Source organism: Bacillus cereus group sp. Bce019 (assembly GCF_051781745.1).
In the GTDB taxonomy this organism is placed as follows: Bacteria; Bacillota; Bacilli; order Bacillales; family Bacillaceae_G; genus Bacillus_A; species Bacillus_A cereus.
In genome coordinates this window covers 117,750-141,567 of record NZ_JBPWJX010000015.1, presented here as the reverse complement: position 1 = coordinate 141,567, position 23,818 = coordinate 117,750, and the positions used below count along the sequence as shown (strand labels likewise).

Sequence of the window (23,818 nt, the reverse complement as noted above, 5' to 3'; positions counted from 1 at the left end):
TATCATAGTCTTTTGACTTTAAGTATTCAGCAATCCCACTTGTATGATTCAATATCTGCCGAATCGTAATCTGGTTACCATCATATCCGTTTCCTTGAACGACGCCAGGTAACCATTTTTCGATGGAGTCATCTAGATTCAAGCGGTTCTCTCCAGCCAATTGAAGTAGCACTGTCGCAATGAATGTCTTCGTAACACTGCCAATACGAAAGCGATAATCTGCTTTCATTGGTTTTTTGGTTCTCAAATCCGCTACCCCAGCAGCATAACTCCACGTTTTTCTATCCTTTGAAATTTTGGCGAGTATCCCTGGGTATCCAAGTTGTAGCGTATCCCTCATTACTTTCTTGACGGAAGTACGATCTCTTTGAGTATTTGTTTGTAACGAATTAGATACATTTTGATTGGGCTCTGCTTTTACAATTGAGCTTGGTGTTGTATATAACAAAGAACTTCCAGCCATTAAAAGGGTCAGACTTGCACTCGTAATTTGCCTACTTGTTTTCATAAGATTCTCCCTCTCCTCTATTCATATTGTGTAGATGGTTATTAGCTGTTTCATACTAAGCACACAGCTATCACCTCTATTAAAAGTTCAATATTACATTTGTAATTATCTTGCTAATTATTTTTTCACAAATGCAATTGTATTCTAACAAACGATAAATCCCTCTTTTTCCGCATGTATGTTAACCCTAGAAGAACCACTCTTATTACTGGTTTGTTTTTCATAAATAAATCATGCCTATTTCCCCTTTCACGCCTCATTATATTTTTTAACATACACAATGTAGGTCTCCCCTCCCCATTTATTGTTAATGCGTTAAAAACTGCTCCTTGATTCTAAATGTTTTTCTGTCACACACGGTAGTGTCAAAATGTCATGACTTTTATGACATAACTATTAATACAGCCTTATCCACTCAATTTTGTTCTACTTTATAAATATGACAAAAACTCACTACCTACTATGACTGGCCTCTTGCTACACTCTGTTCATACGCTAACGGGTGCTAACTCGTTTCGCTAACAAAAAAACAAATCAATTAAAGGAGCTTACAAAAATGAAACAAGCAATTAACAAACTGGGGATCGTTGCAGTTCTTCTTTCTTCTTCAACCATGATTTCTGCGTGTTCCCAACAATTATTAGAAGCTGAAAAATCAAAACCATTAACATCCTCAACTAATATTCAAATGATGGAAGGACCTACTAATAAAAAAGAAATAGAATCTTTTGCAGACCCGTTATTTGAAGAAAAAATGAAGAAGTATAATGTGAACGGTTCTAGTTTTGTCGTCGTTCATGATGGAAAGGTCGTTGTCAATAAAGGATATGGATATGCCAATAAAGAAAAGAAAATCCCTGTCACTAAGGACACGGTCTTTCAAATCGCTTCAGTCTCAAAAACCTTTACTGCTTTGGCTGTGATGCAGCAAGTCGATAAAGGAAAGCTTAAACTAGATCAAGATGTACAAAAATACCTTGGTGGATTACAAATTCCTAATCAAACAGGGAAACCTCTCACCCTGTTTGATATGCTTACTTATACTAGCGGGGTAGATTTTCCGGATCTCACAAATATAACTGGACCCGAATACGTTCATAATAGTATACCAATGAAAGAATTTTTCTCTAAGCATATGCCAACGGTGATACGGCCACCAGGGGAAGCTTATACGTATGACAACGTCTCATTTGCGCTCGCAGGGTTTGCAGTAGAAAATGCTACTAACACCCCTTTCTCGAAATATATGGAAAAAAATATTTTCAAACCATTAGATATGGAATCTACGAGTATGAGTTTTACGCCTGACCTTCTCAAAAGAATGGCTACTCATTATGGTCCCACAGGTGATCCGATTCCAACAAGTGGGAGCGGTTTAAGGGATACACCACAAGGAGGCATTTTATCTACTGCGGAAGACATGTCAAAATACATGATTATGCAACTACAGAAAGGAACGTTTAAAGACAAAGAAATTGTAAGTAAAAAAGGCATAGATATGATGCATGCCTATCAAGTTTTTGATGATAAGACAGTCCCTGTTGCGACAATTGGATTTGAAACGCCTTTTAATAAATTTGCTAACGGTCAACATGTTGTAATGAAAGGTGGAAGTATGCCTGGGCATCAATCACTGCTGATTTTAGTGCCTGAACAAAAAACAGCATTCTTCATGTCTTACAATAATGATTCAATGATGAGTATAGACATATATGAAGCTCTTATGGATCACTATTTCCCCGCTAAGAAGAATGAAGTAAAAACAAGTTATCTCCCGTTAGAGGAAAAAGAGGCTCATAAATACTTGGGTTTATTCCAGAATACGCGTTTCGCTGCCATTCGCACTCATTTTACTTATGAAAATGGGAATTTGATCATGGAGGGTGGAACAACGGGAAAACAAGTTCTCAAAATGATTCATCCATTGTTATTTGAGGATTCAGAAGGCAATAAAGTCGCTTTCAAAAAGAATTCAGCAGGAGAAATCACATATTTTCACTACACCTCTCCTAAAAGCCTTGATTTTGTAGCAGATGCTCAGAAAATTAACAACAAATCACCGTTTGATGACGTGCCAGCAAAGAGTAAATATAGAAGTCACATTGATAACCTTCATGCTCTAAACATTATGGGTGCTAAAACAGATAATCTATTTAATCCGATGGACACCATGACACAAGGAGAATTTGCGGATATGCTGTTACTTGCTCACGGATGGAATGGTTTTCCAGACGAATCCAAGGAGGCAAGGGAAAAAATGATGAATGGAATTCCAGAGTATATTCGTGCTACTCCGATTACCCGACAGGTCGCAGCAACCATGATTCAAAACGTAAAGCAAATTCAAGACTTGAAACCGATTCAACCTGATAGAGCTATTAAAGTTAAATTACTTGATGCCGCAGATGATTGGGCAGTCCAATCTATTCAAGCACTTGCCTCCCAAGGAATTCTAGACCCTGATACTTCCATCAATGCTGACGGATCTTTTATGTTCCGTCCGAAAGATGTGTTACTGCGTCAAGAAGCCAGTTCCTTACTGGATTTAGCTTTTGGCTATTATGCATTGCCTATTAAACGAAAGTAAATATTTATTCTAATTTGAATAATAAAAAATGGGAGGCTAGTACCTTATCAATATTAAGCTAAAATAAAACAAGAAATTTAACTTTATAAGATCTTTATGAAAACGCAAACGATTCGAAGCATGACTCTATATATTTGAAATTTTTGTATTTAAAAAAGGAATCTATTAGGAAATATGATAGGTTCCTTCCTTTAATTTAATAGGCGTTATACACTGTAAATATGTTGAGTTAGATCTTCAACCTCCTCTGAAACAATTTTCTTAAAAGATAGAATTCTTACATGCTTGTAAGGTAAATGTAAGACAATTCAATATGAGGACTATAATACTTTAGATTAAATTATATATAGCCAATAAACGAACAGGAGATAATAACTATGAGTATATTAACAGTCCGTAACTTAAGTAAAATTTATAATACAGGAAAAGTATCTTATAAAGCTCTTTCCAATATTGATTTGACAATACAAAAAGGAGAATTTGTAGGAATTATGGGAGCATCAGGAAGTGGCAAATCAACTTTACTAAATATGATCTCTACTATTGATGCACCAACATCAGGAGAAGTATTTATTAACGAAAAAAATCCCCATTGTTTATCTTCTAATGATCTAGCATTATTTAGACGCCGTGAACTAGGGTTTGTCTTTCAATCCTTTAACCTCATGAATACTCTAACTGTAAAAGAGAATATTGTTTTACCACTTACATTAGATAATGTAAGTTTGAATGAAATGAACAACAAAGTAGAAGTTATTTCTAAAAAACTGGGGATCGAACAGATTTTAAATAAAAGAACCTATGAAATTTCAGGAGGACAAGCTCAACGAACCGCCATTGCACGTGCCCTTATTCATTCTCCTCAATTAATATTAGCAGATGAACCAACAGGAAATTTAGATTCAAAAGCGGCAAATGATGTGATGGAACTCCTAAAGAAATTAAATCAAGATCAACAAGTAACTATGATGCTAGTGACACATGATCCCGTAGCTGCGAGTTACTGTGATCGAGTAATCTTCATTACAGATGGATCTTTTTATAATGAAATTTATTGCGATGACAATCGTTCAAAATTTCACAAAGATATTACAGATGTACTATCTTTACTAGGAGGTAATTAACATGAATTTTCGTCAACTTGTATATAATAATGTCACTCGTAATAAACGATTATACCTTGGACATTTTTTGAGTAGTACATTTGCCGTGATGATTCTATTTACTTTTGAATTGCTTGCATTTCATCCTAATTTCACTGGAAATCTTGTATCGACCAGTGAGACCATGAGTTCTTTAAGTACAAAAGGATTTAAAATTGCTCAATATCTAATTATATTTTTCTCCTTCTTTTTCATTCTCTATTCTATTACTATGTTTTTGAAAACAAGGAAAAAGGAATTTGGGATTTTATTACTCCATGGCATGTCTAACGCACAATTAAAAAAGCTAATTTTCATGGAAAATATGTTAATTGGATGTTCTGCAATTATTGTTGGGATTGGACTTGGATTAGTTTTTGGAAAATTAATCTTACTGATAAGTGGTTCCCTTTTCCTGTTAAAAGGTGGGCTTCCATTTCATTTTCCTACTAATGCAATTTTAGTCACATCTCTTATGTTTTTTATTTTATTTATACTTGTCTCTTTTTTCACTGTACGAGTAATGAAGGTATCACAGCTAATTGAACTCATGAAATCTGAAGAAAAACCAAAAGCAGAACCAAAGTCATCTAAATGGCTAGCTTTCTTCTCAATTCTTTGTATTAGCATTGGATATATCTCGGCATTTTATTTAGATACAGCATTAAGAAAAGGAAATGAAATATACGTTCTGTTAATATGTATTTTCTTAAGCGTATTAGGAACATACTTTTTATTTACTCAGCTCAGCTTTTATGTCATTACAATATTGAAAAATCGTCAATACACTTTCTTTAAAAAAACCAATATGTTAATGATTTCAGAGTTAACATATCGAATGACAGATAACGCACGAACACTCTTTCTAGTAAGTATACTTTCCGCAGTTGCCTTTACCTCTATTGGTGCTTGCCTTTCTATTGGAAATGGCGCATTAGCGGAAGTTAACAGTCCTTATGCATTTGAATATAAATCATATAAATACAACAAGGAGGAGGCATTTCATATTTCTCAAATAGAGAAACAATTACATAATGATGGATTCTCATATAAATTAGTAACTTCTATTGGTTTTAATACAACAAGTCACGCAACACCAATTATGAAACTGACTGATTACAACGCAACTGCCAAAACACTAGGATACCCAGCAGAAACGTTAAATAAGGAAACAGACAGTCTAATCCTGCCATCAAAAATGTATCTGAGAGTAACTCCTCAAGAGAAATTAAAGAAACTGTCTTCATCCCTTACACTGGAACACGGTACTATGAATTATAATTTTTCTGATAATAAAATATTAATGGATAATATTATCAGCCCATCTAATAATTTTTCTGTCGTTGTTTCGGATTCAATGTACGAAACAATGCTAAATACACAGTTAGGAGAAGCAAAGGTCGATCAGTATATAGACTATCGTTTTTTAATTAAAAATATGTATGAAACAGCAGATATGGCTAAAAAACTTACAAAGATAATTCCAAATGATTATAGAAGCGGACGCCCACCTTTTATATTTGATTCCCCGGTATTAAAATGGTTAGAAGGTAAACAAGTGAATGCGATACTATCTATTCTCAGTGTACTAGTAGGTGTTGTATTTTTTATATTTACAATTAGTTTCTTATACTTCCGTTTATTTACAGATTTAGATCGAGATAAAAGCCAATTTCAAATGCTTTCTAAATTAGGGTTAACTAAAAGAGAGATAAAAAAAATTGTAACCCAACAAATTAGTATATTATTTTTTATACCTATTGTGATTTCTGTTCTTCATAGTAGCGTGGCCTTCTTGGCAATAAGGTTTTTAGCGCAGAGCAGGCACATAGACTTACCTGTTGCAGGAAATTCTATTCTCATATTCACGAGCTTTATTAGTGTACAAATAATTTACTACCTTATTATTAGAAGAAGTTATTTGCGTCAAATACTTCATTCCATAAATTAAAGTGAAAAATGAGGGGAATGCTGGTGGTATTCCGTATATATACCTCCTACTTAAAGTCACTTTTTTAGTGAGCTAATTAAATTCTTTTTTTTACTAATGGAGTAGCACCACATCTCTATCAAGCTAAGAAAACAAAATTCCTACTAAAATGAAAAAATACGCTATTCTTTCTGCAGAATCACAGGAAGGGATAACGTATTTTTTGCTTTATCGATAATGTAAAATCTTAACTTGACGGCGATGGGGTACCGCCACATCGCCATCAAGCTAAAATTTTATGATGTTCCCCAAAACGATAAAATGAATACTTATGTGTAAAGGATACACATTTTTCTTGGATATAAGTATTTAAACATAATAAAGTCATTTAATTTTGATGTGAAAAACGAAGGGTAATGCTATTTATGAATGATAGCTTTACCCTTAAAAGTTGTTTAATTTTTAATGTAAGATACTTCACTATACTTAAAAACATACCAATAAAGCCGTTTAAATCTAAATGCCCATTATAAGTGAATAAACAAAACCATTTACTATAGCATATTGTTTTTCTCATACGCATTTAAGGCATTTACACCGTGACTCAAGGCTGCTCCGGCTTTTACTGCAGATGCAACGATAATTGCCTCCAAAACCTCTTCCATAGTTCCCCCATATTTCTTATACTTGTTTACATGAACATCAATACAATAGGGACAACCAGTCGTATGAGCCACCGCAATCGCAATAAGTTCCTTTGTTTTCGTTGGTATTAATCCAGATACAAACGCCTCCTTCTCAAATGTTAAAAAAGCTTTTGAGGATGCTGGTGCCATTTTTATAAGCTCATTAATTCGTTTTAAATAAGAATTTCGATAAAGAACATCGTCTCCTTTGTAAAGACCGTTTAGATTTTCCATGAAGATCTTCCTTCCTTAATGAATGTTGTCCTCATTATCATATAATCTAAAAGAGGAGAATTTCTGTAACTATATCACAGAAAACGGCTAAATTTTTGTTGTAGAGCCTTTCGTTGGATGTTTACGATTTTTCCGCGATGTAAAGTAAGAAGTCCCTCCTTCTCGAACTTCTTTAGTGTCCGGCTAACTACTTCCCGTGCTGTACCTAACTCAATAGACAACTTCTCGTGGGTTATGATTATCTCGTCGGAATATAGAGAGGTATGTCTAATGAGATAATCTGCAATCCGATCGTCTATCCCTTTAAAAGCAATCTCTTCTACAAGCTGAGTCACAGTTGACATTTTACGAATAAATAATCCGTATATAAATCTGCTTAACGAATCGTATGTATGTATCCAGTTCCGAAAAGTTTCGGCCGGTATGATTAAGGCTTCAACATCGCTTTCGACTGCGGCAAAAGCCTCATAATCTAAATCACCCAATATGCTAGCTATCATCATTAAACAAACGCCGCCGCTCTGAACCCGATAGAGGGTTATCTCCCTGCCATTCTCTCCAACCCTATAAATGCGTACACAGCCATCCAAAATAAAAATAGCATGGTGTAAGCGATGCCCCCTTGCAAAAGCTACAGGAGTGGTTGGAACTTGCACTATAGAAATATCAGCTCTATTCCATTCCTTAGCTTCAATAGAGGACAGGCAAGGGAAACATTTTATAACCTGATTTAGTTTACTGATCATTTGTTCCTCCCAATCTTTATTAAATCCATGTTTAAATAACTTTTTTGGTGCTTAACGGATTAATAAAATAATATCAGAAAAGTGGATTTCTTTTTTTTTATTATGCTTCTAGGGGTCCCACTGCATCGCCATCAAGCTAAAATTTTGTACTATCCATAAAGCAAAAAAGACGTTATTCTTTCTGTAGAATTATAGGAAAGGATGGCGTTTTTTTATGAATCTTTCGATTCTTGACGAACTTCAACCGATTGCTGAAGAATTACAACGACATATGTCTCCTCATGTTCTAGAACACCTAGCAAAAGAAAAAGGATTTGTTCAGCGAAAGAGTAAATATCAAGCAAAGGAGTTAGTTGCTTTATGTGTATGGCTGAGCCAGCAGGTTGCAAGTACATCACTCACACAATTATGTAGTTGTCTTGAAGTATCTACAGGTGTTCTTATCAGCCCTGAAGGACTTAACCAACGATTTAATGCTTCCGCAGTACAGTTTCTTGAACAAGTTCTAGCTAAGCTTCTAACTCAAAGAATTCATTCAACAAAAGAAATAATTCATCAATATACTACGACCTTTAAGCACATTCGGATTCTAGATTCTACAACATTTCAGCTTCCAGATAAGTTTTCTTCACATTATCAAGGTTCAGGTGGAAGTAGCCATACGGCAGGAGTTAAAATTCAATTGGAGTATGACTTATTGAGTGGAAAGTTCCTGCACGTTTATGTAGGAGAAGGAAGAGAAAATGATAAAACCTTTGGTTCAACAAGCCTACAAACCATTCAACCAAAAGACTTGTACATAAGAGATTTAGGCTATTTCGATTTACATGACTTACAAAATATCCATGATAAAGAAGCTTACTATGTCTCACGTTTAAAATTAAATTCTCGAATCTATCGTAAGAATGATAAGCCAGAGTATTTTCAAAATGGAACCGTGAAGAAAGGAACACTCTATATTCAATTAGATATGGAAGAACTCATGAATCAATTGACTCCTGGTCAAACAACGGAGATTTCAGAGGCATATATTGGGCAGCACCAAAAATTACCAGCTCGTGTTATTATTCATCGATTAACAAAGGAACAAACAGAGAAAAGGTTGAAAGAACAAGCTAAAAAAGAAAAAAAGGCTGTTTTCTATTCAAAACCTAGTTGTTTGTAATATCAAAAGAAAATGTTTCTTTTAGTCCCTTTTCCCCGTCAATAGTGATTTTTATTGCTCTTGTTTTAGGTAAACGTTGAACCCGATTTAATTCTAATAGTCTTTCTAGAAGTGCATTTCCTAATGCTCCCGCAAGGTGGTGACGTCTTTCACTCCAATCTAAACATTTGTGTGTGAATGAACGACGTTTTTTCCTAACCCTTTCAAGATCAATTTGAAAAGTTGTAAAGAATGACTCTCCTTTTTTAGTAACAGTAAACCCGTCCTTTTCTTCATAAATAACACCTATTTTAATTAAAGAATCTGTTAATTGTACGCCTAAATTCCCCGCAAGATGATCATAACATGTTCTTGCAAAACGCATCGCTTTATCTTCCGATGCTTGTTTTAATGATTTAATTTCAATTGGTGGAGTTATTGATAAAAATGACTCCATAACTTGAGCAACTTCCTGATTTCGAATCCCATAATATCGATGTCTTCCCTGTTTTTCAACTGTAACCACATTCGCATCGACCATTTTTGTTAAATGGAAACTAGCCGTCTGTGGTTTGATTCCTGCCATATATGCTAATTCGCTTGCAGGATGGAATCTACCATCTAATAAGACTGTTAATATTGCTGCACGAGAAGCTTCACTGACAAGGGTAGCAATTATTGCTACATTTGGATTTGCATTCATTTTAATCCCCCTCTAATGTAATCCATATTTCGATGATAATCGAAATGTTTATATTCTACAATAAATAAGGAGAAACATATGAATAGGAGGAGAAATAAAGATGAAAAAAATGGCTCATGTTCCAAATACAGAAATTATTAAACCTAAAATTCTATACTACGGAACTCCTGTGATTTTACTAAATTCGCTAAATGAAGATGGAACAGTAAATATCAGCCCTCTGTCATCATCATGGGCATTAGGAGATTGTATTATATTAGGGATTGGAATTGGCGGGAAAGCGATTGAAAATTTAGAACGACATCCTGAATGTGTAATCAATGTTCCGAGTCCTTCATTATGGGAGAATGTTGAACAGTTAGCCCCCTATACAGGGAAAAATCCCGTTCCAGATTATAAGAAAAAAAATGGATTTACATATGAAAAAGAAAAATATGATATCAGTAGATTAACACCTACTAAGTCTAAATCGGTAAAACCTACTCGAATTATGGAGTGTCCAATTCAAATTGAGGCAAGGGTGAAACACATTCGAATTCCTGATTATACTTCTGATTTTGCAATTGTTGAGACACAAGCTATACATGTGCATGCTCACAAGGAAATCATTATTGAAGAAAATCATATTGACCCAAATAAATGGAGCCCACTTATATATAATTTTCGTCATTACTTTGGTCTTGGTAACCATTTAGGTAAAACCTTCCGATCCGAATTATAAATAAATATATTATCTTTTAAAGGGGACAATCTTTTCCTAATTGCAGTTAAATATTGTAGTAAGAAACCGAATTCCACCTGTTAAGGAATTCGGTTTCTTTATTTTTTTTCTTTTGCAATGATATAAAATATTTATTAGAAAAGGAGAATAAGGATATATAATTTAAAAATAAGACAAATTTGTTGAGAAAACTCAGAATGGATTGAATATTCACATGTGCTTATTTATAATTGATTAAGAGTTGGAGTAGTAATCTGTCATCTGTTCCTTTTTTAAAGAAGATTGATCTCAATCTTCTATTTTTTTGTGTTTTTTCCTCTTCTCTCGAAAAAAGGAAAAAGAATTACTTAAGAATTGTGGAAATTACTTGCTTATAGGCTAGTTGTTGCTTACCATGAACCATCATTAGGACGGCAAATTTATCTGTTGCAAGGATCTGCCCACATACTGGAACACCATTCTTTAAAAATACAGTTACCTCCCCTTTTTTCTCTTTCAATTGTTCATACATATCTTCTTGTAAGTTATACATGAAATACGCCCCCTATTAGTATCTACTTTTCTTTTAATACTTGCTGCCGCTAATTGTTATCTATTTGTATTTCCCATTCACCTTCTATTTTTCTAAACCATTTTCGTATTTTGCTTACATAATATTTTTTCACTTCACCATTTGGAATCCATATTTCTTGTTCCTGTATTTGACTCATCACTTCATGAAGAATCTCATCATGCTCGTTTTTTCTAGGTTTTCGATGATGCATTCTTACAAACTGTATGTATTCCCTACGTAACCAATTAGAAATATAATCTTTTTGTTTTTGCCGGAGATGTGACCACTTTTTATTAGTCTGAAGGAGTTTTCCGTTTACCATTGTATGGTTTTTCATCAACACTCATCCCCTTTTACCTTCTAAATGCATATATACAATTATCGTATCACATTTAAATTAATTTACGGCTCTAGATACATATTTCGAAAGAAATCTATCCGAAATAAAAATAATATCTCCATTTCACATAAAGTAGTATCCAAAATAGACGAGACCGAATCCATTAAGCGAATTAATTAGAGAGTCCCACCAATAAAACGTGAGTTTCGTACGCTAAGGATTTATTTCTTTAAAGAACTTGTTTTTTTCATACGTTAAGAAGGTTCCTTAAATGGTATTTGATGTTTGTTATAATACTTTGTTTTTGGCAATGATTTTTAGAACTAGTTTTTGACCGTATTTTTTAAGTTTTGTTAGAACTAACTAGAGTTCCTTAAACGGTCGTTTATGGCACTTAGTTGGTTACACTAATTCACTAAATATATCCCCTTTTATTTATTATATACATTTAGAAAAAATTACCATTTACACAAAATCAGTATTAGTGTATTATTCGTCTAGTACACTAATACTGAGGAGGGAAGAAATGGAAAATGAGTTTTCTCCTAATATCCCGATTTATATTCAGGTAATGGAATACATAAAAAAGGAAATTGTAACAGGTCGTTTAGCACCGGGTGATAAAATCCCAGCTGTACGTGAACTAGCCAGTAAATTACAAGTGAATCCAAATACGATTCAACGCACATTTCAAGAGCTAGAACGAGAAGGTATTGCTGTGACACGAAGAGGAACAGGGAGATTTGTAACGAGTGAAGGAGAAAAGATTACTGAACTACGCAAAGGAATGGCAACAGATTTGCTTGATAATTTTATAAATGGAATGGACAATTTAGGATTTACGAAAGAAGAAATTCTTCCAATCCTCCATTCTTCATTAGAAAAGAAAAGGAAGGAAAACGAATGACAGAGTTATTAAAAATTGAAAATCTGTGGAAAAGATATAACTTAAAAACAGTACTTCAAGATTTAAGTGTAACAATTTCTGAAGGGAAAATTATTGGTCTTGTTGGTGATAATGGTAGCGGAAAAACGACATTATTAAAAATGATTGCTGGTTTGCGTTACCCTTCTAAAGGGACTATCACAATTGAAGGTCAGAAGGTAGGAATAGAAACAAAGAAAATTGTTTCATTTATGCCTGATAGTCCTGTTTTTGACGAGTGGATGACAATAAAAGATGCTGTAGCTTTCTATCGTAATTTTTATCCTGATTTTGATTTAAAACAAGCAATGGAATTAATAACTGAATTTAAAATGCCATTAGAAGAGCATATAGTTGCTTTATCAAAAGGTGAAGTGGAAAAATTACAACTTATCTTAACTTTCTCCAGGAAAGCAAGGTTATATATATTAGATGAGCCATTGGGTGGAATTGATCTTGTTTCTAGAAAACATGTACTAGATTTAATTCTTAAATTTTACCGAGAAGATTGTACCATTCTCATTTCAACTCATTTAATAGAAGAAATCGAAAGTATATTTGATGAGGTAATCTTTTTAAAAGACGGAAATATTGTATTACATGAAAACGTGGAGGAAATTCGTTTTCATCAAGGGAAAGCAATACAGGAGTTGTTTAGGGAGGTTTTTGAGAAATGAATCCACTTTTACTCTATTTATATAAGTGCAATAGAAAAAAAATAGCTGTTTTTTATTCTGGTTTTATTATTATTTCTTTACTTCTTTTATTTAGTACGATAGGACTCTCAAGGGTACTACCTCCGTTTATAAAGGATTTAGTCTTAATCATATTCCTGATGATAATTGGTATAGCAGCATTTTTACTTCTTTTAATAGCGCTGCCTTCTTTCAATAAAATATTAAAAAATTCTATGATTCGTTATACAGCCATCCCAACCCCAAAATATATATATGCGAATTTATTATTTTTCACAGTAATGTTTATTATTTTATTAGGTATAGGCTTAATTTTTTCATATTATTTTTCACAAAGTCTTGATGATGGAAAAGTAATTGGTTATGATCCCAATCTTTATGGTGGGCAAATAACCGGAGAATTCCGACAAGAATATCACAAGTTGTATAGTTACGGAATCTTCCAACACATATTTGCTTTTCTTTTATGGGGAATCGATTTCATGAGTATCCTTATTTCTTGTTATTTTATCATGGCAATTATACGGCTGTTTCCAGTGAAGTCATGGATGAGTAAAATAATTTTATTCATCGTTTTCGTTGCTATTTTTTCAACAATACAAACAATGGTAATGAATGTGTTAAGTAAATTAGAGAAATATGCAGTTACTATTAAGAGTTCTGGGTTCATGGATAAGAATAATTTTTTTGATACATCATTTTACCCTATTGAAGATTTCACTATTTTTGGTCTATGTTTTGATTGCTTGTTAATAATTGTACTCGTAGCGATTACAGGTCGCATTATCAATAAGAAATTAGAGATATAAAAATTCACTTTACAAGTAAAAAATATTTTAGGAGGAAAACATGAGAACATCTAATCCAATGTTAAAAAAAGACAAATTTCATGAAGAGAAGACAAACGCTTCTACGATGACTATAGGTGGAACAATAAGAAAAACATTTATTATGCTTATCTTACTTCTTGCATCATCTGTCTATTCATACTTACAAATGATGCAAGGTTCAATGAAAACATCAGTATTAATTGGAGTAGCAATAGTTAATATAGTAGTTGCATTTTTAGCTATATTTATCCCTCGTATATCACCAATTTGTGCACCGATTTATGCTGTGGTAAAAGGGATTGTACTAGGAAGTATTTCTGCATATTATACAATGCGTTTTGGAAATTCTATTCTTTTAACTGCTGTATTATTAACCATTTCGATTTTATTTGCAATGTTAGTATTATATGCTACTCGTATAATAAAAGTAACTGAAAAGTTCCGTACTGTTTTAACAGCTGCAACACTTGGCATTTTAATTATGTATTTGATTCTCTTCTTACTAAACACCTTTGTTTTGACTGTTCCATACATTCACCAAGGTGGGGCAATCAGTATCATTATTAGTGCCGTTGTGATTGTCGTTGCTGCATTAAATCTATTACTAGATTTTGATTCGATTGAAAATGGTGCACGTAGTGGGGCAGCAAAACATATGGAGTGGTATAGCGCAATAGGGCTCATGATGACATTAGTATGGTTATACCTTGAAATTCTTCGTTTTGTTTCTTACTTTATGAAAAATGAAGAATAGAAAAAATCCTGCATGTTTCAAACATGCAGGATTTTTTTATCTAGTAGTGTCAATTTGAACACGAGAAAGTATAAAGATGCTTTACAACGGTTTCAACCATTGCATGTAAATTGTAAGTATCCCTTTTCTATAATATTCTTTCGACCACCACAAATAAATTAACATTAAAGAACTGATTCCCCCTTAGCGCACGAAATTCACGTTTATTGGTGTTCCCCCTTATATTTTTGACCGTATTTCTTTGAGTTTTGTTAGAACTAAATAGAATTTCTTAAATGGTCGTTTTTATAATTTGATAATCGAGTATATTTTATTGAAAAATTAGAGTTGACCATAAAACCAATATCCGATATATTGGTTTTATGAAAAAAGATATTATTAAACCCATTAAACGTATGTCATTTAGAGATGAAGTATATCTAACTTTGAAAAAAGCAATCGTTACATTAGAGCTGCAACCGGAGCAACGCTTAAATGACAAAGAATTAGCAGAAGAATTTGGAATTAGCCGTACTCCAGTTAGAGAGGCGTTGAAGCGTCTTGAGGATGAAGGACTTGTTGAATCTATTCCTGGTTCAGTTACTCGTGTTGCACCATTAAATATTGAGGAGGCGAAACACGCATTTACTGTGGTAGCAGTTTTACACTCGTTGGCTGCTCGTTTAGCAGTACCATTATTAAAAGAGTCGGATATTCAAGAATTAGAGTTCAGTAATAAGGCTTTACTATTATCTATTGAGAAAAAAGATATTATAAAAGCAATTGAAGCTGACGAGTTATTCCACAATGTTTTTTTAGATGTGGCAGGAAATCCTGAAATCATTCGTGCGTTAGAACGAAGTATATCTAAGATTCAACGTCTCGAAATTTCTCAGTTCACTTCGATAAATGGTCTAAAGTCAGTAGAACAACATCAGCAAATTATAGAGGCTTGCAAAAATAAAGATAACGAAACAACAGCGTATCTTGTAGAACAAAACTGGTTAAGTCTTGAGAAATTAATGACTTATGAGGCAGATTGAGGTGAGAAATTTGCGCCCTATTTTTTTAGGTATATGTGCTGCTTTCTTTTTTGCTTTCACATTTATATTAAATCGAGCAATGGAATTATCAGGTGGTAGCTGGATATGGAGTGCTTCATTAAGGTTTATTTTCATACTGCCATTTCTTGTACTTCTTGTTATGAGTCAAAAAAAATTAAAAGTATTATTACAAGTTATGAGAGAAGATTTAAGTGCATGGTTTTTATGGAGTTTTGTAGGTTTTGGACTATTTTATGCTCCATTATGTTTTGCCGCTGCACATGCACCAGGATGGATTATTGCGGGGACATGGCAAGTTACTATTATATCAGGATCTTTGTTAGCTCCTCTTTTTATCCAAACTTATCAAACACCAGATGGAATTATTAAGAAAAGAGGAAAAATTCCAATGAAGGGTATGTGTATGTCATTAATTATTCTTCTTGGTATTTTCCTTATGCAAATGGAACAAGCAAAATCGTTTGCTGTAAAAGATATTATGTTAGGTATTATCCCTGTTATTGTAGCTTCTTTTGCTTACCCACTCGGGAATCGTAAGATGATGGAGGTTTGTGGAGATCGTCTAGATGCTTATCAACGTGTCCTTGGAATGACATTAGCTAGCTTACCATTTTGGTTTTTATTATCCTTGTACGGTCTTTTTACAGCAGGAATACCTAGTAAGGAGCAAACTATGCAATCAATTTTAGTTGCTATTTGCTCTGGTGTAATTGCAACTATCTTATTTTTTAAAGCTACTGATATGGTTAAAGGAGATATGCAGAAACTTGCAACTGTTGAAGCAACACAATCTATGGAGGTGTTTTTTGCTGTTATTGGAGAACTAATCTTATTACATTCTTCATTCCCCTCTATTTTATCTTGGTTTGGCATGTTTGTAATAATGCTAGGAATGATAGCACACAGCTATGTTTCCCATAAAGGTGAAACAGTGCATAACCAAAATATTAGTGCTTAATTGATATTTTAAAATGTACAGTATCAACCCTTTTCTAGCTAGTAAAAGTAATTTTATTATTATAAGTTTTATGTCAGAAATTAATTAAGTAAAAGAATATGAACAAAAGCCGATACCCTTAATATATAGGGAAATCGGCTTTTTCTTTATAAAAATTTTTCTTAGCTTCCTTTACATTAAAGGATTAGTTTGTATATTTGAGGAGATGTGCGAGACAGATGTATATTTAGGATAATCTAATATCTCCCATTCGAATATGATAGAATAGAAGTATATCCCAAATGGAGGAACAGCAAATGAACTCAAACACAAAACAGTTTATTTATGATATCCAGCAAAGAAAAAACAATTATATAGAAAATGCTTTAATAGCAATACAACACCCTAAAAAAGAGCAATCTGAACAGGTCATTCAAAATATAGTAGAAAAGATGGATATGATGATTAGTCTAGTTACTACGTACATGAAGATTGAATCAGGATCTACGGAAGAGTTAAAAGAACTTCAGAAAGAAATTATCCATGCTCAAGCATACATCCAAAAAAGAAAATTTGAAGAAACACAGAGATAAACCCCTGTGTTTTTCTTTGGACGTCTATGAAACCAATTTTTTATAAATCAAATTACATGTAATTTGATCATTGTTTTGGCATAATCCATACAATTTGTTGAATTCGTACAATATACGGTACCGTATCTTCAATGAGCAAATGATCTGGTTTCACATCCTTTAACTTTCCTCTTACATTACCTCTTACAGTTTCAATAACCACATGTTTACCCATTACTGATTGTAATGTCTGATATACGTAGGGATTAGGCACACTTACCATATTTTGTTCACTAAAGTCATTTCCCTCCAAATAACTCATTCTATAAGACTCCCTTCTAACTTGCATTCTTTCTCCTAATATATGATATAAATCTTATAAATATGCTAGAAGGATAATTCATTATAGGAACGGAAATAACATTTTAATAAGGTAAGGTTTCTATTCCTAAATTGCTAAAAAACTATTTATATAAAGTTACTTTTACTAGTTAATAGGTGATGATATAGGGATATTTTGAATGTACATCTAGTTTGTTCCTTTCAGGATATGTATCATTTTAAATACGCCCTTTATTAGAATAGTGCTCATACTTTTTTTGAGATTCTTTCGTAATACGTGCGTTAAGTAAAATTGCTAATAATAAAAACACTCCATATTTTCCTCCTGTAGCTCCTATGATAATCACACTACTACAAACAAGTACAATTAATAGGATAAACGAAACTAAATAAATACGATCATAATTCTTTGACATCTTCTCATATTTTATGCGTTCTTTCCTTGCATCCATCTAAATTCCTCCTTTAAATTATCCATTTCACTCTCAAATAAATCTTGCCCTTAAAAAGGAAACAATATATCGTTTTAAATAATTAGTTTGTTTTTTTATCAACTAGTCTATATAACGTAAAAAGAAATCCTACCAATATTAAGCTTTCTACCATGATAATCCCGACCCTCTCCTTCCTTTTAACCCCAACAAATCAGATAAAAGTTATGTATATCCCATATTAGCTGCAGTAGATAAAAAGGATCCCCCTTCTCGTAAAGGCTGATCCTTTTCTTCTTGCATACAACTATTTTTACCTATTCTTGATTAATTAGAATAATAGCTGGTCCATCTACACGAATTCCACCAACTTCGATTTTTTCGTAAGGCTCAACAGTAATGGAAATGATCCCATCCCGCTTCTTTAATTCATTACTTAATTCTTTTGTTAACATTTTTTTCATGTGTACGCTCCTTCTTATTGCTTAATTTACTATTGTAATGTAAATGGAATTTAAAATGGTTTCCTGGCCAGAAAACCATTTTTTGTAGTTGACCATATGGTGTTACCAGTTCGTTTATCAATTTTACGTAAAGAAGAGAAACAATTATTATTCACTGTCTCAGTAGATGTAAGAAACCCTTAAAGATAGCGGTGAGATTGATTGTTTTTTCTTCTAGAAATAATGACTTAGATAGTATATTACCTAAAACAATGAAAGCCCTACTTCTCTTTCATCCTTACGGCTCCTTGTCCGTGCCAGTGTGAATCAGGGTTGCAAAAATCAAGTGACTATTTAATCGAGTTATTTGATGAAACTTCGAACGTTCGTAAAAGAAATTTAAAAATAAAAATGGATTAGATTGAAGTAATAACAAAAGAGGTTCCTACTCTAAAAGTGAGTTGAAGAAATTGAATGTCTTTAAAATGCTTTGCTTTTAATACTCATCATATTCCCGAAAGATTTAGAATGTTTTCAGAGGATATAATACATTATTTATAATGAACCTTAACAGAAACTTTTTATTTGATTTTCAGTGATTCCTTTAATTAATTCTAGCTCACTGACCAAAAATCTATATGCATCATCCAACAATTTTTTTTCGCTTGTATTCAGTGCTTTTTCTTTCTTCATACGCATTAAATCCCGTACAACTTCAGCACCTTCTTGTATTTCACCCGTTTTTATTTTGTCCGTGTTCACTTTATGCCTTTGTTTCCATGGCAGTAATTTACAGGATTCTTCATGGTGAAAAATGTGTATAATGTGCTTTAATGCAAGTATATCAGTAACTGGGCGTATATTCGAATTCACTATTTTACCCGTAGGAATCATGACTTGCATATTACTGATCGACATTTTTATAACAAAATACTGTTGTTTTTTTCCTGAGAATTCTTTTTCTTCTATGGCTTCAATTATACCTGCTCCGTGCATTGGATAAACAATGTTATCGCCAATTTGAAACATATAATCCACCTCCATATATGGTAACCTTCTTAACCTTAACACACATGTAGTTTTTTAACAAATATTTTATAATATCATAAAATAGTTTTTATCGTCAATCATTTTTTTAACAAAAATTAAATTAAGTAAAAAACCCACCAAAAACAATAGGGAGTGTGTCAGATTCCCCATAAAGGGAAAGGGAATTCCCCCGCTTATATTCTAAAATCCCTACTCATTAACGTAGATTAGTTTTCCCTTGAAAACGACCAAATCGATCCCGTATTTTTTTCAATCTTGTGTGGTATTCCAAAATCTCAATTCTTGCTTTTTCAGCTAAAGGTGCAATTGGTCGTAAGTCTTTTAACCCCCAATAATCAACTACTACATCAAGTACTTGATCAAAATATTGTAGTGGTCCATAATTCGATTCTTTTGCAATTACAGCCATTCTATTTTCAAAATCAGGCATGACGGCACCTGGCATTTTAAAATTCTTAATCACATTGGCAATATGATAGCAATAATTAGGTTCTAATTCCAAATGTGTTCGAATGACGTCTCGATAAAAAGCATAATGAAGAGTCTCATCTTTGGCAAGACGACGTAATAATGTAGCAAGATCTGGATCATGCTTACTTGCAACCTTAGCTACATTATTGTAAAACACCATCGTTGCAAGTTCTTGTAGCGTCGTATACGTCATGGCTTCGATTGGTGTATGAAAATCAGGCTCAAACCCACCCTCAACGACTGACTTTCTTAATTCATGTATACGTTTAGGGTTCACACTTCGAGTGAGTAGTAAATATGTCTCCAATAAATTCGAATGTTGATCCTCTTCTGAAGTCCATGTGTGAATAAAGTCCGTAATAACAGAAAGGGATCCTTTAAAAGTCGCAGATAAATACGTGGTAAACCATGGTAAATTCACTTCTGTTAATAAAGCTGTTTCAATGGCTGTAATTACACCAGAAGGAAGAGTAACTTGACTTTCATCCCAAGGAACTCTTTTAAAGTCCATTCCCTTATCCCATGGTAAAAACTCATGATAACCCCAGTCTATCTTCTGAGCTCTTATTTTATGTTGTTCATACAGTTCTTTTAAACGTGGTTCTAATCGGAAATCTAAATCATTTGTTAGCATCTATAAGTGCCCCCTTTTCTTATCATATAAATTGTCATTCTATTTTTACTCTTAAAATTTTCTACAAATAAATATTACGTTCCTTTTTTAAAGTCAAACATAATAAATTTGTAACAAACCTTTTTAAGAGCGCTATATTTTTATAGGATTTTTTTAGTAAAAGGAGGACCGTTACATCTATTTTCTTTTTTATAAAATAGATACTGAGGCATACAATATGTTAGTTAGCCTTAATAAAGAAACTAACCTCAGTAAATACAGAATAACATTCATGGATGAAGATATTCGTCATGTTATAAATCTTCGTGAGTGTAAAAAGGTGCATGCTTATAAAGAATCGTTTTATAATAAAGATAGATAGTGTTTTATACACACTAACAACTACTAGATTAAGCACTTGAAAACCAAATACAGTGGATGAGATAGCCTTAAACGACAAATCCCAACTAGAACAATGTACATTGGCTATGTATGGTGAGTTAGACCAAATTTTGTTATACAACAAAAAAAGGAAGAGGCGATAAACATGCAGTCAACGGAAGCGCATATGAAGGAAAAACAACGTAGAGAAAAAATAGAAATTATATTTAGTCACAGGGTAAAAGGAGAGAGTTATTTTCACGGCTCTTCCTATCAATGGAAAAACATTGTATATCAAAATTATAATAGAATACAACAAAAAGAGTTGGAAGTTGAACAACTCATTTCGAAAATGGAAAAAGAAGGGATTTATTTTACGCAGCACCGTTCACTCATACACTATCCTGTCATTGATTTTATAAAATATATAGCTAAGATTTATAAGGAACCCCTCGAAATACAATAATCATTTTTAAAGGAAACCTTTATAAAAGGTTTATTTTTGAGGATTTTTTAACTAAAACCTTAAAAAATCATTACAACATTCTTTTTATTTTCAATACTCTTCGGTTTTGTTATAATATCAACCATAGCGTATTATATTCGTTTGTATATTTTCATATTTTGGGGATTTTATTACACAAAAAGACAACTCTTAATTGGAGTTGTCTTTTATTTTTTTCGATATACACAATACTATTCTGATCCAAAAACATCAAGTTTCTTACAACCAAAAATAAAGTAGGATTTCTAATAAGAGAAATCCTACTTTATTTCTTCATATTCCGTCAGTATTTTATGAAACGTGTTTTTCTTTAGCTCTAACATTTGCATAAACATAGTAACTGTTTTTTTCACCTTTACATTTATTACAAAAAATGTTATTATTAGAATGAATTATTTTTGTTCGGTGTAAAGGATTTATAACTTTTCACCTTTATGATCACTGAGAGCAAGGATAGTATTACATTGTGTGTGTTTACACACTAGGAGGCAATACAAATGGAAAAAGGTAATGTAAAATGGTTTAATGGCGAAAAAGGCTTCGGATTCATCGAACGTGAAGGTGGAGATGATGTATTCGTTCATTTCTCAGCGATTCAAGGCGAAGGTTACAAAACTTTAGAAGAAGGTCAAGCAGTGACTTTTGATTTGGAGCAAGGTCAACGTGGACCTCAAGCTTCAAACGTACGTAAAGCTTCTTAATTTTACAAACCAGGGAAGGCAGGCTCTTTTATGAGAGTCTGCTTTTTTTTCGTGAAACAAAGAACCCCCGACTCATAAAGGACATGAAAACAGTAAATCAAATGGTAAACCAAGTCTAGCAGAGTATCCTAATTTAATTTTTGAGCTACCAACTTTATAAGCCTTTTTTCTAGCATAAAAGTACCCCCTAAATGGAAATTCTCTTTCTCTACAGTTAGTTATTTTGAGAAGTCAGCTCATTTTTTGTTTTGTGGGTGTTTACATTCCTTAAGTTGATAGGCATGCGGCTGTACCGGCTGTACCCCTAATTTGTTCCTCTATCTATAATAAATTCCATGAAATTATTAATAAACTGTTTTCGATTTAATGTCAATCCAATCCTAGCCCCCTCAGCTTTTGCACCGGGTCGAAAATCTGCAACAGTCTGTCCCCTTAAAAATTCTAAATTAATCTCTACTTTTGAATACATGTATTGAAGAGAATCTGGATTGACAATTGCACTCATCGCAACAACATCATGTAAAGGAGCGCCTTTAATACTAGGGTTTAATTTTTTGTAGGCACTGAAATAATAATCATAAATTGGTTTAATTAATGATTTAAAAGGGGTAGTAGTGTGTTCTGCAATATATTCTGCTTCAGTTGGAAGTAAAATAGCTGAATTTGTTACGTTTAAAGGAATTATTGTTAAATTTTTAGATTAATTAATTACAAACCGGGTTGAAACTGGATTACCATATGCATTTGCTTCAGCTATAGATGAGACATTTCCTGGTTGAAGAAATACCCCGGACATTATGTATATTTCTTTTACGCTTTGCATTGTTTCTTTCCAAAGGTTTAAAGCGATTGCAAGAGAAGTGGATCTACCTACATCAACAATTGTTAATTCTTCCTTATATTTTTCAACAATTGACAGAATTAGACTAAAATTATGAATAGGAATTGATGCTACACTTTCTGGTGTTTAGATAGGTCCAAATCCTTCTGCACCATGTATTTCTGGATAATAAGCAGTGAAACCATTAAGAAACGATAAAGAGGCACCACTTATAACAGAGATATCTGTTCTTCCAGCTAATTGTAATAAGTAAAGAGCATTTCGAGTCGTTTGTTCTTTTGTAACATTTCCGTAAATTGTAACGATTCGAACAATTTCAGGATGCAATAAACCGTATATAATTGCCAAGTAATCATCTATACCTGGGTCTCCAAATAATAATACTTTTTTCAAGGGGGATTCTCCCTTCTTACATAACTTAATATTTAACAAGACAAGCTCTGTATTATATATGTAAGAGGAGCATATATTTATGATTTATACTTAAAAAAATGTTAAATATTATTATATTTTGTTTTTTTGTCTTAATTAAAATGTTTATATTAATGTAATAGCATGTGATAATAGACATGTTTGTTTAGAAAAACTTATTTTATGTAGAAATAAAATTTACTTTTTATTACTTATTTCTCTTGTGGGGTCTTTCCAAAATACTGGTCGTAACCCTATAAAGAACCTTCGATTTGTGCTCTCTTCATATGCTATTTTAGAAAGGGATATTATGATGAAAAAAAGTAGTATAAATATAAGCATATCAATTTTAATACCTATTTTATTAATGATATGTCTTATTAATGTTAAATACAGAATCATATTAACTGCATTATTTGGAGCTTCAATTTTTTCAACAACATTTCTTTGTGCGATTGGATTTATCCTAGCTGTTTTATCATTTATAGAAAACAAAAATATTTGGGCAAAAATCGGAATAATATTAAACGTGTTAGTATTTTTCATTCCTCTTATTTGGATTTTAGGATGAAATGGGTA

25 protein-coding genes and 2 pseudogenes are annotated in these 23,818 nt (G+C 32.8%); 15 read left to right on the top strand and 12 right to left on the bottom strand.

Annotation, left to right across the window (positions count from 1 at the left end):
- A partial coding sequence (locus ACS2QP_RS19520; RefSeq protein WP_438882747.1) for a serine hydrolase domain-containing protein occupies positions 1–508 on the bottom strand: 508 nt, incomplete at its 3' end.
- 556 nt (positions 509–1,064) lie between these two features.
- Between ACS2QP_RS19520 and ACS2QP_RS19515 the strand changes: the two genes are divergently transcribed.
- The 3 genes from ACS2QP_RS19515 to ACS2QP_RS19505 all read left to right on the top strand — a co-directional run bounded on the left by ACS2QP_RS19515 (position 1,065) and on the right by ACS2QP_RS19505 (position 6,188).
- Positions 1,065–3,095: a serine hydrolase gene (locus tag ACS2QP_RS19515; RefSeq protein ID WP_438882746.1), complete on the top strand. Its 2,031-nt coding sequence runs from the start codon at positions 1,065–1,067 to the stop codon at positions 3,093–3,095.
- 377 nt (positions 3,096–3,472) lie between these two features.
- Complete coding sequence (locus tag ACS2QP_RS19510) at positions 3,473–4,219, top strand: ABC transporter ATP-binding protein (RefSeq protein ID WP_063538678.1); 747 nt, start codon at positions 3,473–3,475, stop codon at positions 4,217–4,219.
- A 1-nt stretch (position 4,220) separates the two neighbouring features.
- Complete coding sequence (locus ACS2QP_RS19505) at positions 4,221–6,188, top strand: FtsX-like permease family protein (protein ID WP_438882745.1); 1,968 nt, start codon at positions 4,221–4,223, stop codon at positions 6,186–6,188.
- Between the two features lie 533 nt (positions 6,189–6,721).
- Here ACS2QP_RS19505 and ACS2QP_RS19500 read toward each other — a convergent pair.
- Positions 6,722–7,087: a carboxymuconolactone decarboxylase family protein gene (locus ACS2QP_RS19500; protein WP_166703039.1), complete on the bottom strand. Its 366-nt coding sequence runs from the start codon at positions 7,085–7,087 to the stop codon at positions 6,722–6,724.
- 74 nt (positions 7,088–7,161) lie between these two features.
- Positions 7,162–7,833, bottom strand: coding sequence for a Crp/Fnr family transcriptional regulator (locus tag ACS2QP_RS19495; RefSeq protein WP_332283220.1), 672 nt, complete (start codon positions 7,831–7,833; stop codon positions 7,162–7,164).
- Between the two features lie 214 nt (positions 7,834–8,047).
- Between ACS2QP_RS19495 and ACS2QP_RS19490 the strand changes: the two are divergent.
- Positions 8,048–8,965: pseudogene (locus ACS2QP_RS19490) on the top strand (IS4 family transposase); the annotation flags it as partial.
- A 19-nt stretch (positions 8,966–8,984) separates the two neighbouring features.
- Here ACS2QP_RS19490 and ACS2QP_RS19485 read toward each other — a convergent pair.
- Positions 8,985–9,680 carry an ArsR/SmtB family transcription factor gene (locus ACS2QP_RS19485; RefSeq protein WP_332283222.1) on the bottom strand — a complete coding sequence of 232 codons (696 nt, stop codon included), beginning with the start codon at positions 9,678–9,680 and terminating at the stop codon, positions 8,985–8,987.
- 100 nt (positions 9,681–9,780) lie between these two features.
- Between ACS2QP_RS19485 and ACS2QP_RS19480 the strand changes: the two genes are divergently transcribed.
- On the top strand, positions 9,781–10,401 hold the full coding sequence (locus tag ACS2QP_RS19480) for a flavin reductase family protein (protein WP_332283223.1): 621 nt from the start codon (positions 9,781–9,783) through the stop codon (positions 10,399–10,401).
- Positions 10,402–10,744: 343 nt separating this feature from the next.
- Here the strand turns inward: ACS2QP_RS19480 and hfq are convergent, their stop codons facing one another.
- Together hfq and ACS2QP_RS19470 are read right to left on the bottom strand one after the other, a co-directional pair.
- The gene (hfq, locus tag ACS2QP_RS19475) at positions 10,745–10,933 is read right to left on the bottom strand and encodes an RNA chaperone Hfq (protein ID WP_000282531.1); all 189 of its coding nucleotides are present in this window, start codon (positions 10,931–10,933) and stop codon (positions 10,745–10,747) included.
- Between the two features lie 49 nt (positions 10,934–10,982).
- A complete protein-coding gene (locus ACS2QP_RS19470; RefSeq protein ID WP_290102718.1) occupies positions 10,983–11,291 on the bottom strand; it encodes a transposase in 309 nt (102 codons plus the stop codon).
- A gap of 529 nt (positions 11,292–11,820) precedes the next feature.
- Between ACS2QP_RS19470 and ACS2QP_RS19465 the strand changes: the two genes are divergently transcribed.
- The 7 genes from ACS2QP_RS19465 to ACS2QP_RS19435 all read left to right on the top strand — a co-directional run bounded on the left by ACS2QP_RS19465 (position 11,821) and on the right by ACS2QP_RS19435 (position 17,071).
- Positions 11,821–12,201, top strand: coding sequence for a GntR family transcriptional regulator (locus ACS2QP_RS19465; RefSeq protein WP_060852594.1), 381 nt, complete (start codon positions 11,821–11,823; stop codon positions 12,199–12,201).
- Positions 12,198–12,896: an ABC transporter ATP-binding protein gene (locus tag ACS2QP_RS19460; protein WP_332283228.1), complete on the top strand. Its 699-nt coding sequence runs from the start codon at positions 12,198–12,200 to the stop codon at positions 12,894–12,896. Before ACS2QP_RS19465 ends, ACS2QP_RS19460 begins: the two co-directional genes overlap by 4 nt.
- Positions 12,893–13,723, top strand: coding sequence for an ABC transporter permease (locus ACS2QP_RS19455; RefSeq protein WP_438882744.1), 831 nt, complete (start codon positions 12,893–12,895; stop codon positions 13,721–13,723). The genes ACS2QP_RS19460 and ACS2QP_RS19455 overlap by 4 nt, the downstream gene beginning before the upstream one ends.
- 40 nt (positions 13,724–13,763) lie before the next feature.
- Entirely contained in the window at positions 13,764–14,498 is a 735-nt protein-coding gene (locus tag ACS2QP_RS19450) for a Bax inhibitor-1/YccA family protein (RefSeq protein WP_001260638.1), read from the top strand.
- Between the two features lie 362 nt (positions 14,499–14,860).
- On the top strand, positions 14,861–15,520 hold the full coding sequence (locus ACS2QP_RS19445; protein ID WP_000710777.1) for a GntR family transcriptional regulator: 660 nt from the start codon (positions 14,861–14,863) through the stop codon (positions 15,518–15,520).
- A complete protein-coding gene (locus ACS2QP_RS19440; RefSeq protein WP_438882743.1) occupies positions 15,507–16,499 on the top strand; it encodes a DMT family transporter in 993 nt (330 codons plus the stop codon). The genes ACS2QP_RS19445 and ACS2QP_RS19440 overlap by 14 nt, the downstream gene beginning before the upstream one ends.
- Positions 16,500–16,795: 296 nt before the next feature.
- Positions 16,796–17,071, top strand: coding sequence for a hypothetical protein (locus tag ACS2QP_RS19435; RefSeq protein WP_001087710.1), 276 nt, complete (start codon positions 16,796–16,798; stop codon positions 17,069–17,071).
- A gap of 67 nt (positions 17,072–17,138) precedes the next feature.
- Here ACS2QP_RS19435 and ACS2QP_RS19430 read toward each other — a convergent pair whose 3' ends face one another.
- From ACS2QP_RS19430 to ACS2QP_RS19410, 5 genes are all read right to left on the bottom strand, one after another.
- Positions 17,139–17,372: a YuzF family protein gene (locus tag ACS2QP_RS19430; RefSeq protein ID WP_078993233.1), complete on the bottom strand. Its 234-nt coding sequence runs from the start codon at positions 17,370–17,372 to the stop codon at positions 17,139–17,141.
- Between the two features lie 238 nt (positions 17,373–17,610).
- On the bottom strand, positions 17,611–17,844 hold the full coding sequence (locus tag ACS2QP_RS19425) for a hypothetical protein (protein WP_000340032.1): 234 nt from the start codon (positions 17,842–17,844) through the stop codon (positions 17,611–17,613).
- Positions 17,845–18,140: 296 nt separating this feature from the next.
- On the bottom strand, positions 18,141–18,287 hold the full coding sequence (locus ACS2QP_RS19420; protein WP_000738544.1) for a BC1881 family protein: 147 nt from the start codon (positions 18,285–18,287) through the stop codon (positions 18,141–18,143).
- Positions 18,288–18,833: 546 nt separating this feature from the next.
- On the bottom strand, positions 18,834–19,295 hold the full coding sequence (locus ACS2QP_RS19415; RefSeq protein ID WP_176399997.1) for a CarD family transcriptional regulator: 462 nt from the start codon (positions 19,293–19,295) through the stop codon (positions 18,834–18,836).
- Between the two features lie 217 nt (positions 19,296–19,512).
- Entirely contained in the window at positions 19,513–20,421 is a 909-nt protein-coding gene (locus ACS2QP_RS19410) for an acyl-ACP desaturase (protein WP_078993234.1), read from the bottom strand.
- Between the two features lie 526 nt (positions 20,422–20,947).
- On the opposite strand from ACS2QP_RS19410, the gene ACS2QP_RS19405 reads away from it, so the two are divergent.
- Complete coding sequence (locus ACS2QP_RS19405) at positions 20,948–21,247, top strand: hypothetical protein (protein ID WP_153581039.1); 300 nt, start codon at positions 20,948–20,950, stop codon at positions 21,245–21,247.
- A gap of 536 nt (positions 21,248–21,783) precedes the next feature.
- Positions 21,784–21,987: a cold-shock protein gene (locus ACS2QP_RS19400; RefSeq protein WP_000410775.1), complete on the top strand. Its 204-nt coding sequence runs from the start codon at positions 21,784–21,786 to the stop codon at positions 21,985–21,987.
- A 304-nt stretch (positions 21,988–22,291) separates the two neighbouring features.
- On the opposite strand, the pseudogene ACS2QP_RS19395 reads toward ACS2QP_RS19400, so the two are convergent.
- Positions 22,292–23,221 (bottom strand): annotated as a pseudogene (locus tag ACS2QP_RS19395) (nucleoside hydrolase).
- A 328-nt stretch (positions 23,222–23,549) separates the two neighbouring features.
- Between ACS2QP_RS19395 and ACS2QP_RS19390 the strand changes: the two are divergent.
- The gene (locus ACS2QP_RS19390) at positions 23,550–23,810 is read left to right on the top strand and encodes an amino acid carrier protein (protein WP_228549820.1); all 261 of its coding nucleotides are present in this window, start codon (positions 23,550–23,552) and stop codon (positions 23,808–23,810) included.
- Positions 23,811–23,818 lie beyond the last annotated feature (8 nt).

Excerpts from the sequence above, each read along its gene's own strand:
- ACS2QP_RS19515 (WP_438882746.1), top strand. The coding sequence starts at position 1,065 with ATGAAACAAGCAATTAACAAACTGGGGATCGTTGCAGTTCTTCTTTCT.
- ACS2QP_RS19510 (WP_063538678.1), top strand. The coding sequence starts at position 3,473 with ATGAGTATATTAACAGTCCGTAACTTAAGTAAAATTTATAATACAGGA.
- ACS2QP_RS19505 (WP_438882745.1), top strand. The coding sequence starts at position 4,221 with ATGAATTTTCGTCAACTTGTATATAATAATGTCACTCGTAATAAACGA.
- ACS2QP_RS19500 (WP_166703039.1), bottom strand. The coding sequence starts at position 7,087 with ATGGAAAATCTAAACGGTCTTTACAAAGGAGACGATGTTCTTTATCGA.
- ACS2QP_RS19495 (WP_332283220.1), bottom strand. The coding sequence starts at position 7,833 with ATGATCAGTAAACTAAATCAGGTTATAAAATGTTTCCCTTGCCTGTCC.
- ACS2QP_RS19485 (WP_332283222.1), bottom strand. The coding sequence starts at position 9,680 with ATGAATGCAAATCCAAATGTAGCAATAATTGCTACCCTTGTCAGTGAA.
- ACS2QP_RS19480 (WP_332283223.1), top strand. The coding sequence starts at position 9,781 with ATGAAAAAAATGGCTCATGTTCCAAATACAGAAATTATTAAACCTAAA.
- hfq (WP_000282531.1), bottom strand. The coding sequence starts at position 10,933 with ATGTATAACTTACAAGAAGATATGTATGAACAATTGAAAGAGAAAAAA.
- ACS2QP_RS19470 (WP_290102718.1), bottom strand. The coding sequence starts at position 11,291 with ATGAAAAACCATACAATGGTAAACGGAAAACTCCTTCAGACTAATAAA.
- ACS2QP_RS19465 (WP_060852594.1), top strand. The coding sequence starts at position 11,821 with ATGGAAAATGAGTTTTCTCCTAATATCCCGATTTATATTCAGGTAATG.
- ACS2QP_RS19460 (WP_332283228.1), top strand. The coding sequence starts at position 12,198 with ATGACAGAGTTATTAAAAATTGAAAATCTGTGGAAAAGATATAACTTA.
- ACS2QP_RS19455 (WP_438882744.1), top strand. The coding sequence starts at position 12,893 with ATGAATCCACTTTTACTCTATTTATATAAGTGCAATAGAAAAAAAATA.
- ACS2QP_RS19450 (WP_001260638.1), top strand. The coding sequence starts at position 13,764 with ATGAGAACATCTAATCCAATGTTAAAAAAAGACAAATTTCATGAAGAG.
- ACS2QP_RS19445 (WP_000710777.1), top strand. The coding sequence starts at position 14,861 with ATGAAAAAAGATATTATTAAACCCATTAAACGTATGTCATTTAGAGAT.
- ACS2QP_RS19440 (WP_438882743.1), top strand. The coding sequence starts at position 15,507 with ATGAGGCAGATTGAGGTGAGAAATTTGCGCCCTATTTTTTTAGGTATA.
- ACS2QP_RS19435 (WP_001087710.1), top strand. The coding sequence starts at position 16,796 with ATGAACTCAAACACAAAACAGTTTATTTATGATATCCAGCAAAGAAAA.
- ACS2QP_RS19430 (WP_078993233.1), bottom strand. The coding sequence starts at position 17,372 with ATGAGTTATTTGGAGGGAAATGACTTTAGTGAACAAAATATGGTAAGT.
- ACS2QP_RS19425 (WP_000340032.1), bottom strand. The coding sequence starts at position 17,844 with ATGGATGCAAGGAAAGAACGCATAAAATATGAGAAGATGTCAAAGAAT.
- ACS2QP_RS19420 (WP_000738544.1), bottom strand. The coding sequence starts at position 18,287 with ATGAAAAAAATGTTAACAAAAGAATTAAGTAATGAATTAAAGAAGCGG.
- ACS2QP_RS19415 (WP_176399997.1), bottom strand. The coding sequence starts at position 19,295 with ATGTTTCAAATTGGCGATAACATTGTTTATCCAATGCACGGAGCAGGT.
- ACS2QP_RS19410 (WP_078993234.1), bottom strand. The coding sequence starts at position 20,421 with ATGCTAACAAATGATTTAGATTTCCGATTAGAACCACGTTTAAAAGAA.
- ACS2QP_RS19405 (WP_153581039.1), top strand. The coding sequence starts at position 20,948 with ATGCAGTCAACGGAAGCGCATATGAAGGAAAAACAACGTAGAGAAAAA.
- ACS2QP_RS19400 (WP_000410775.1), top strand. The coding sequence starts at position 21,784 with ATGGAAAAAGGTAATGTAAAATGGTTTAATGGCGAAAAAGGCTTCGGA.
- ACS2QP_RS19390 (WP_228549820.1), top strand. The coding sequence starts at position 23,550 with ATGATGAAAAAAAGTAGTATAAATATAAGCATATCAATTTTAATACCT.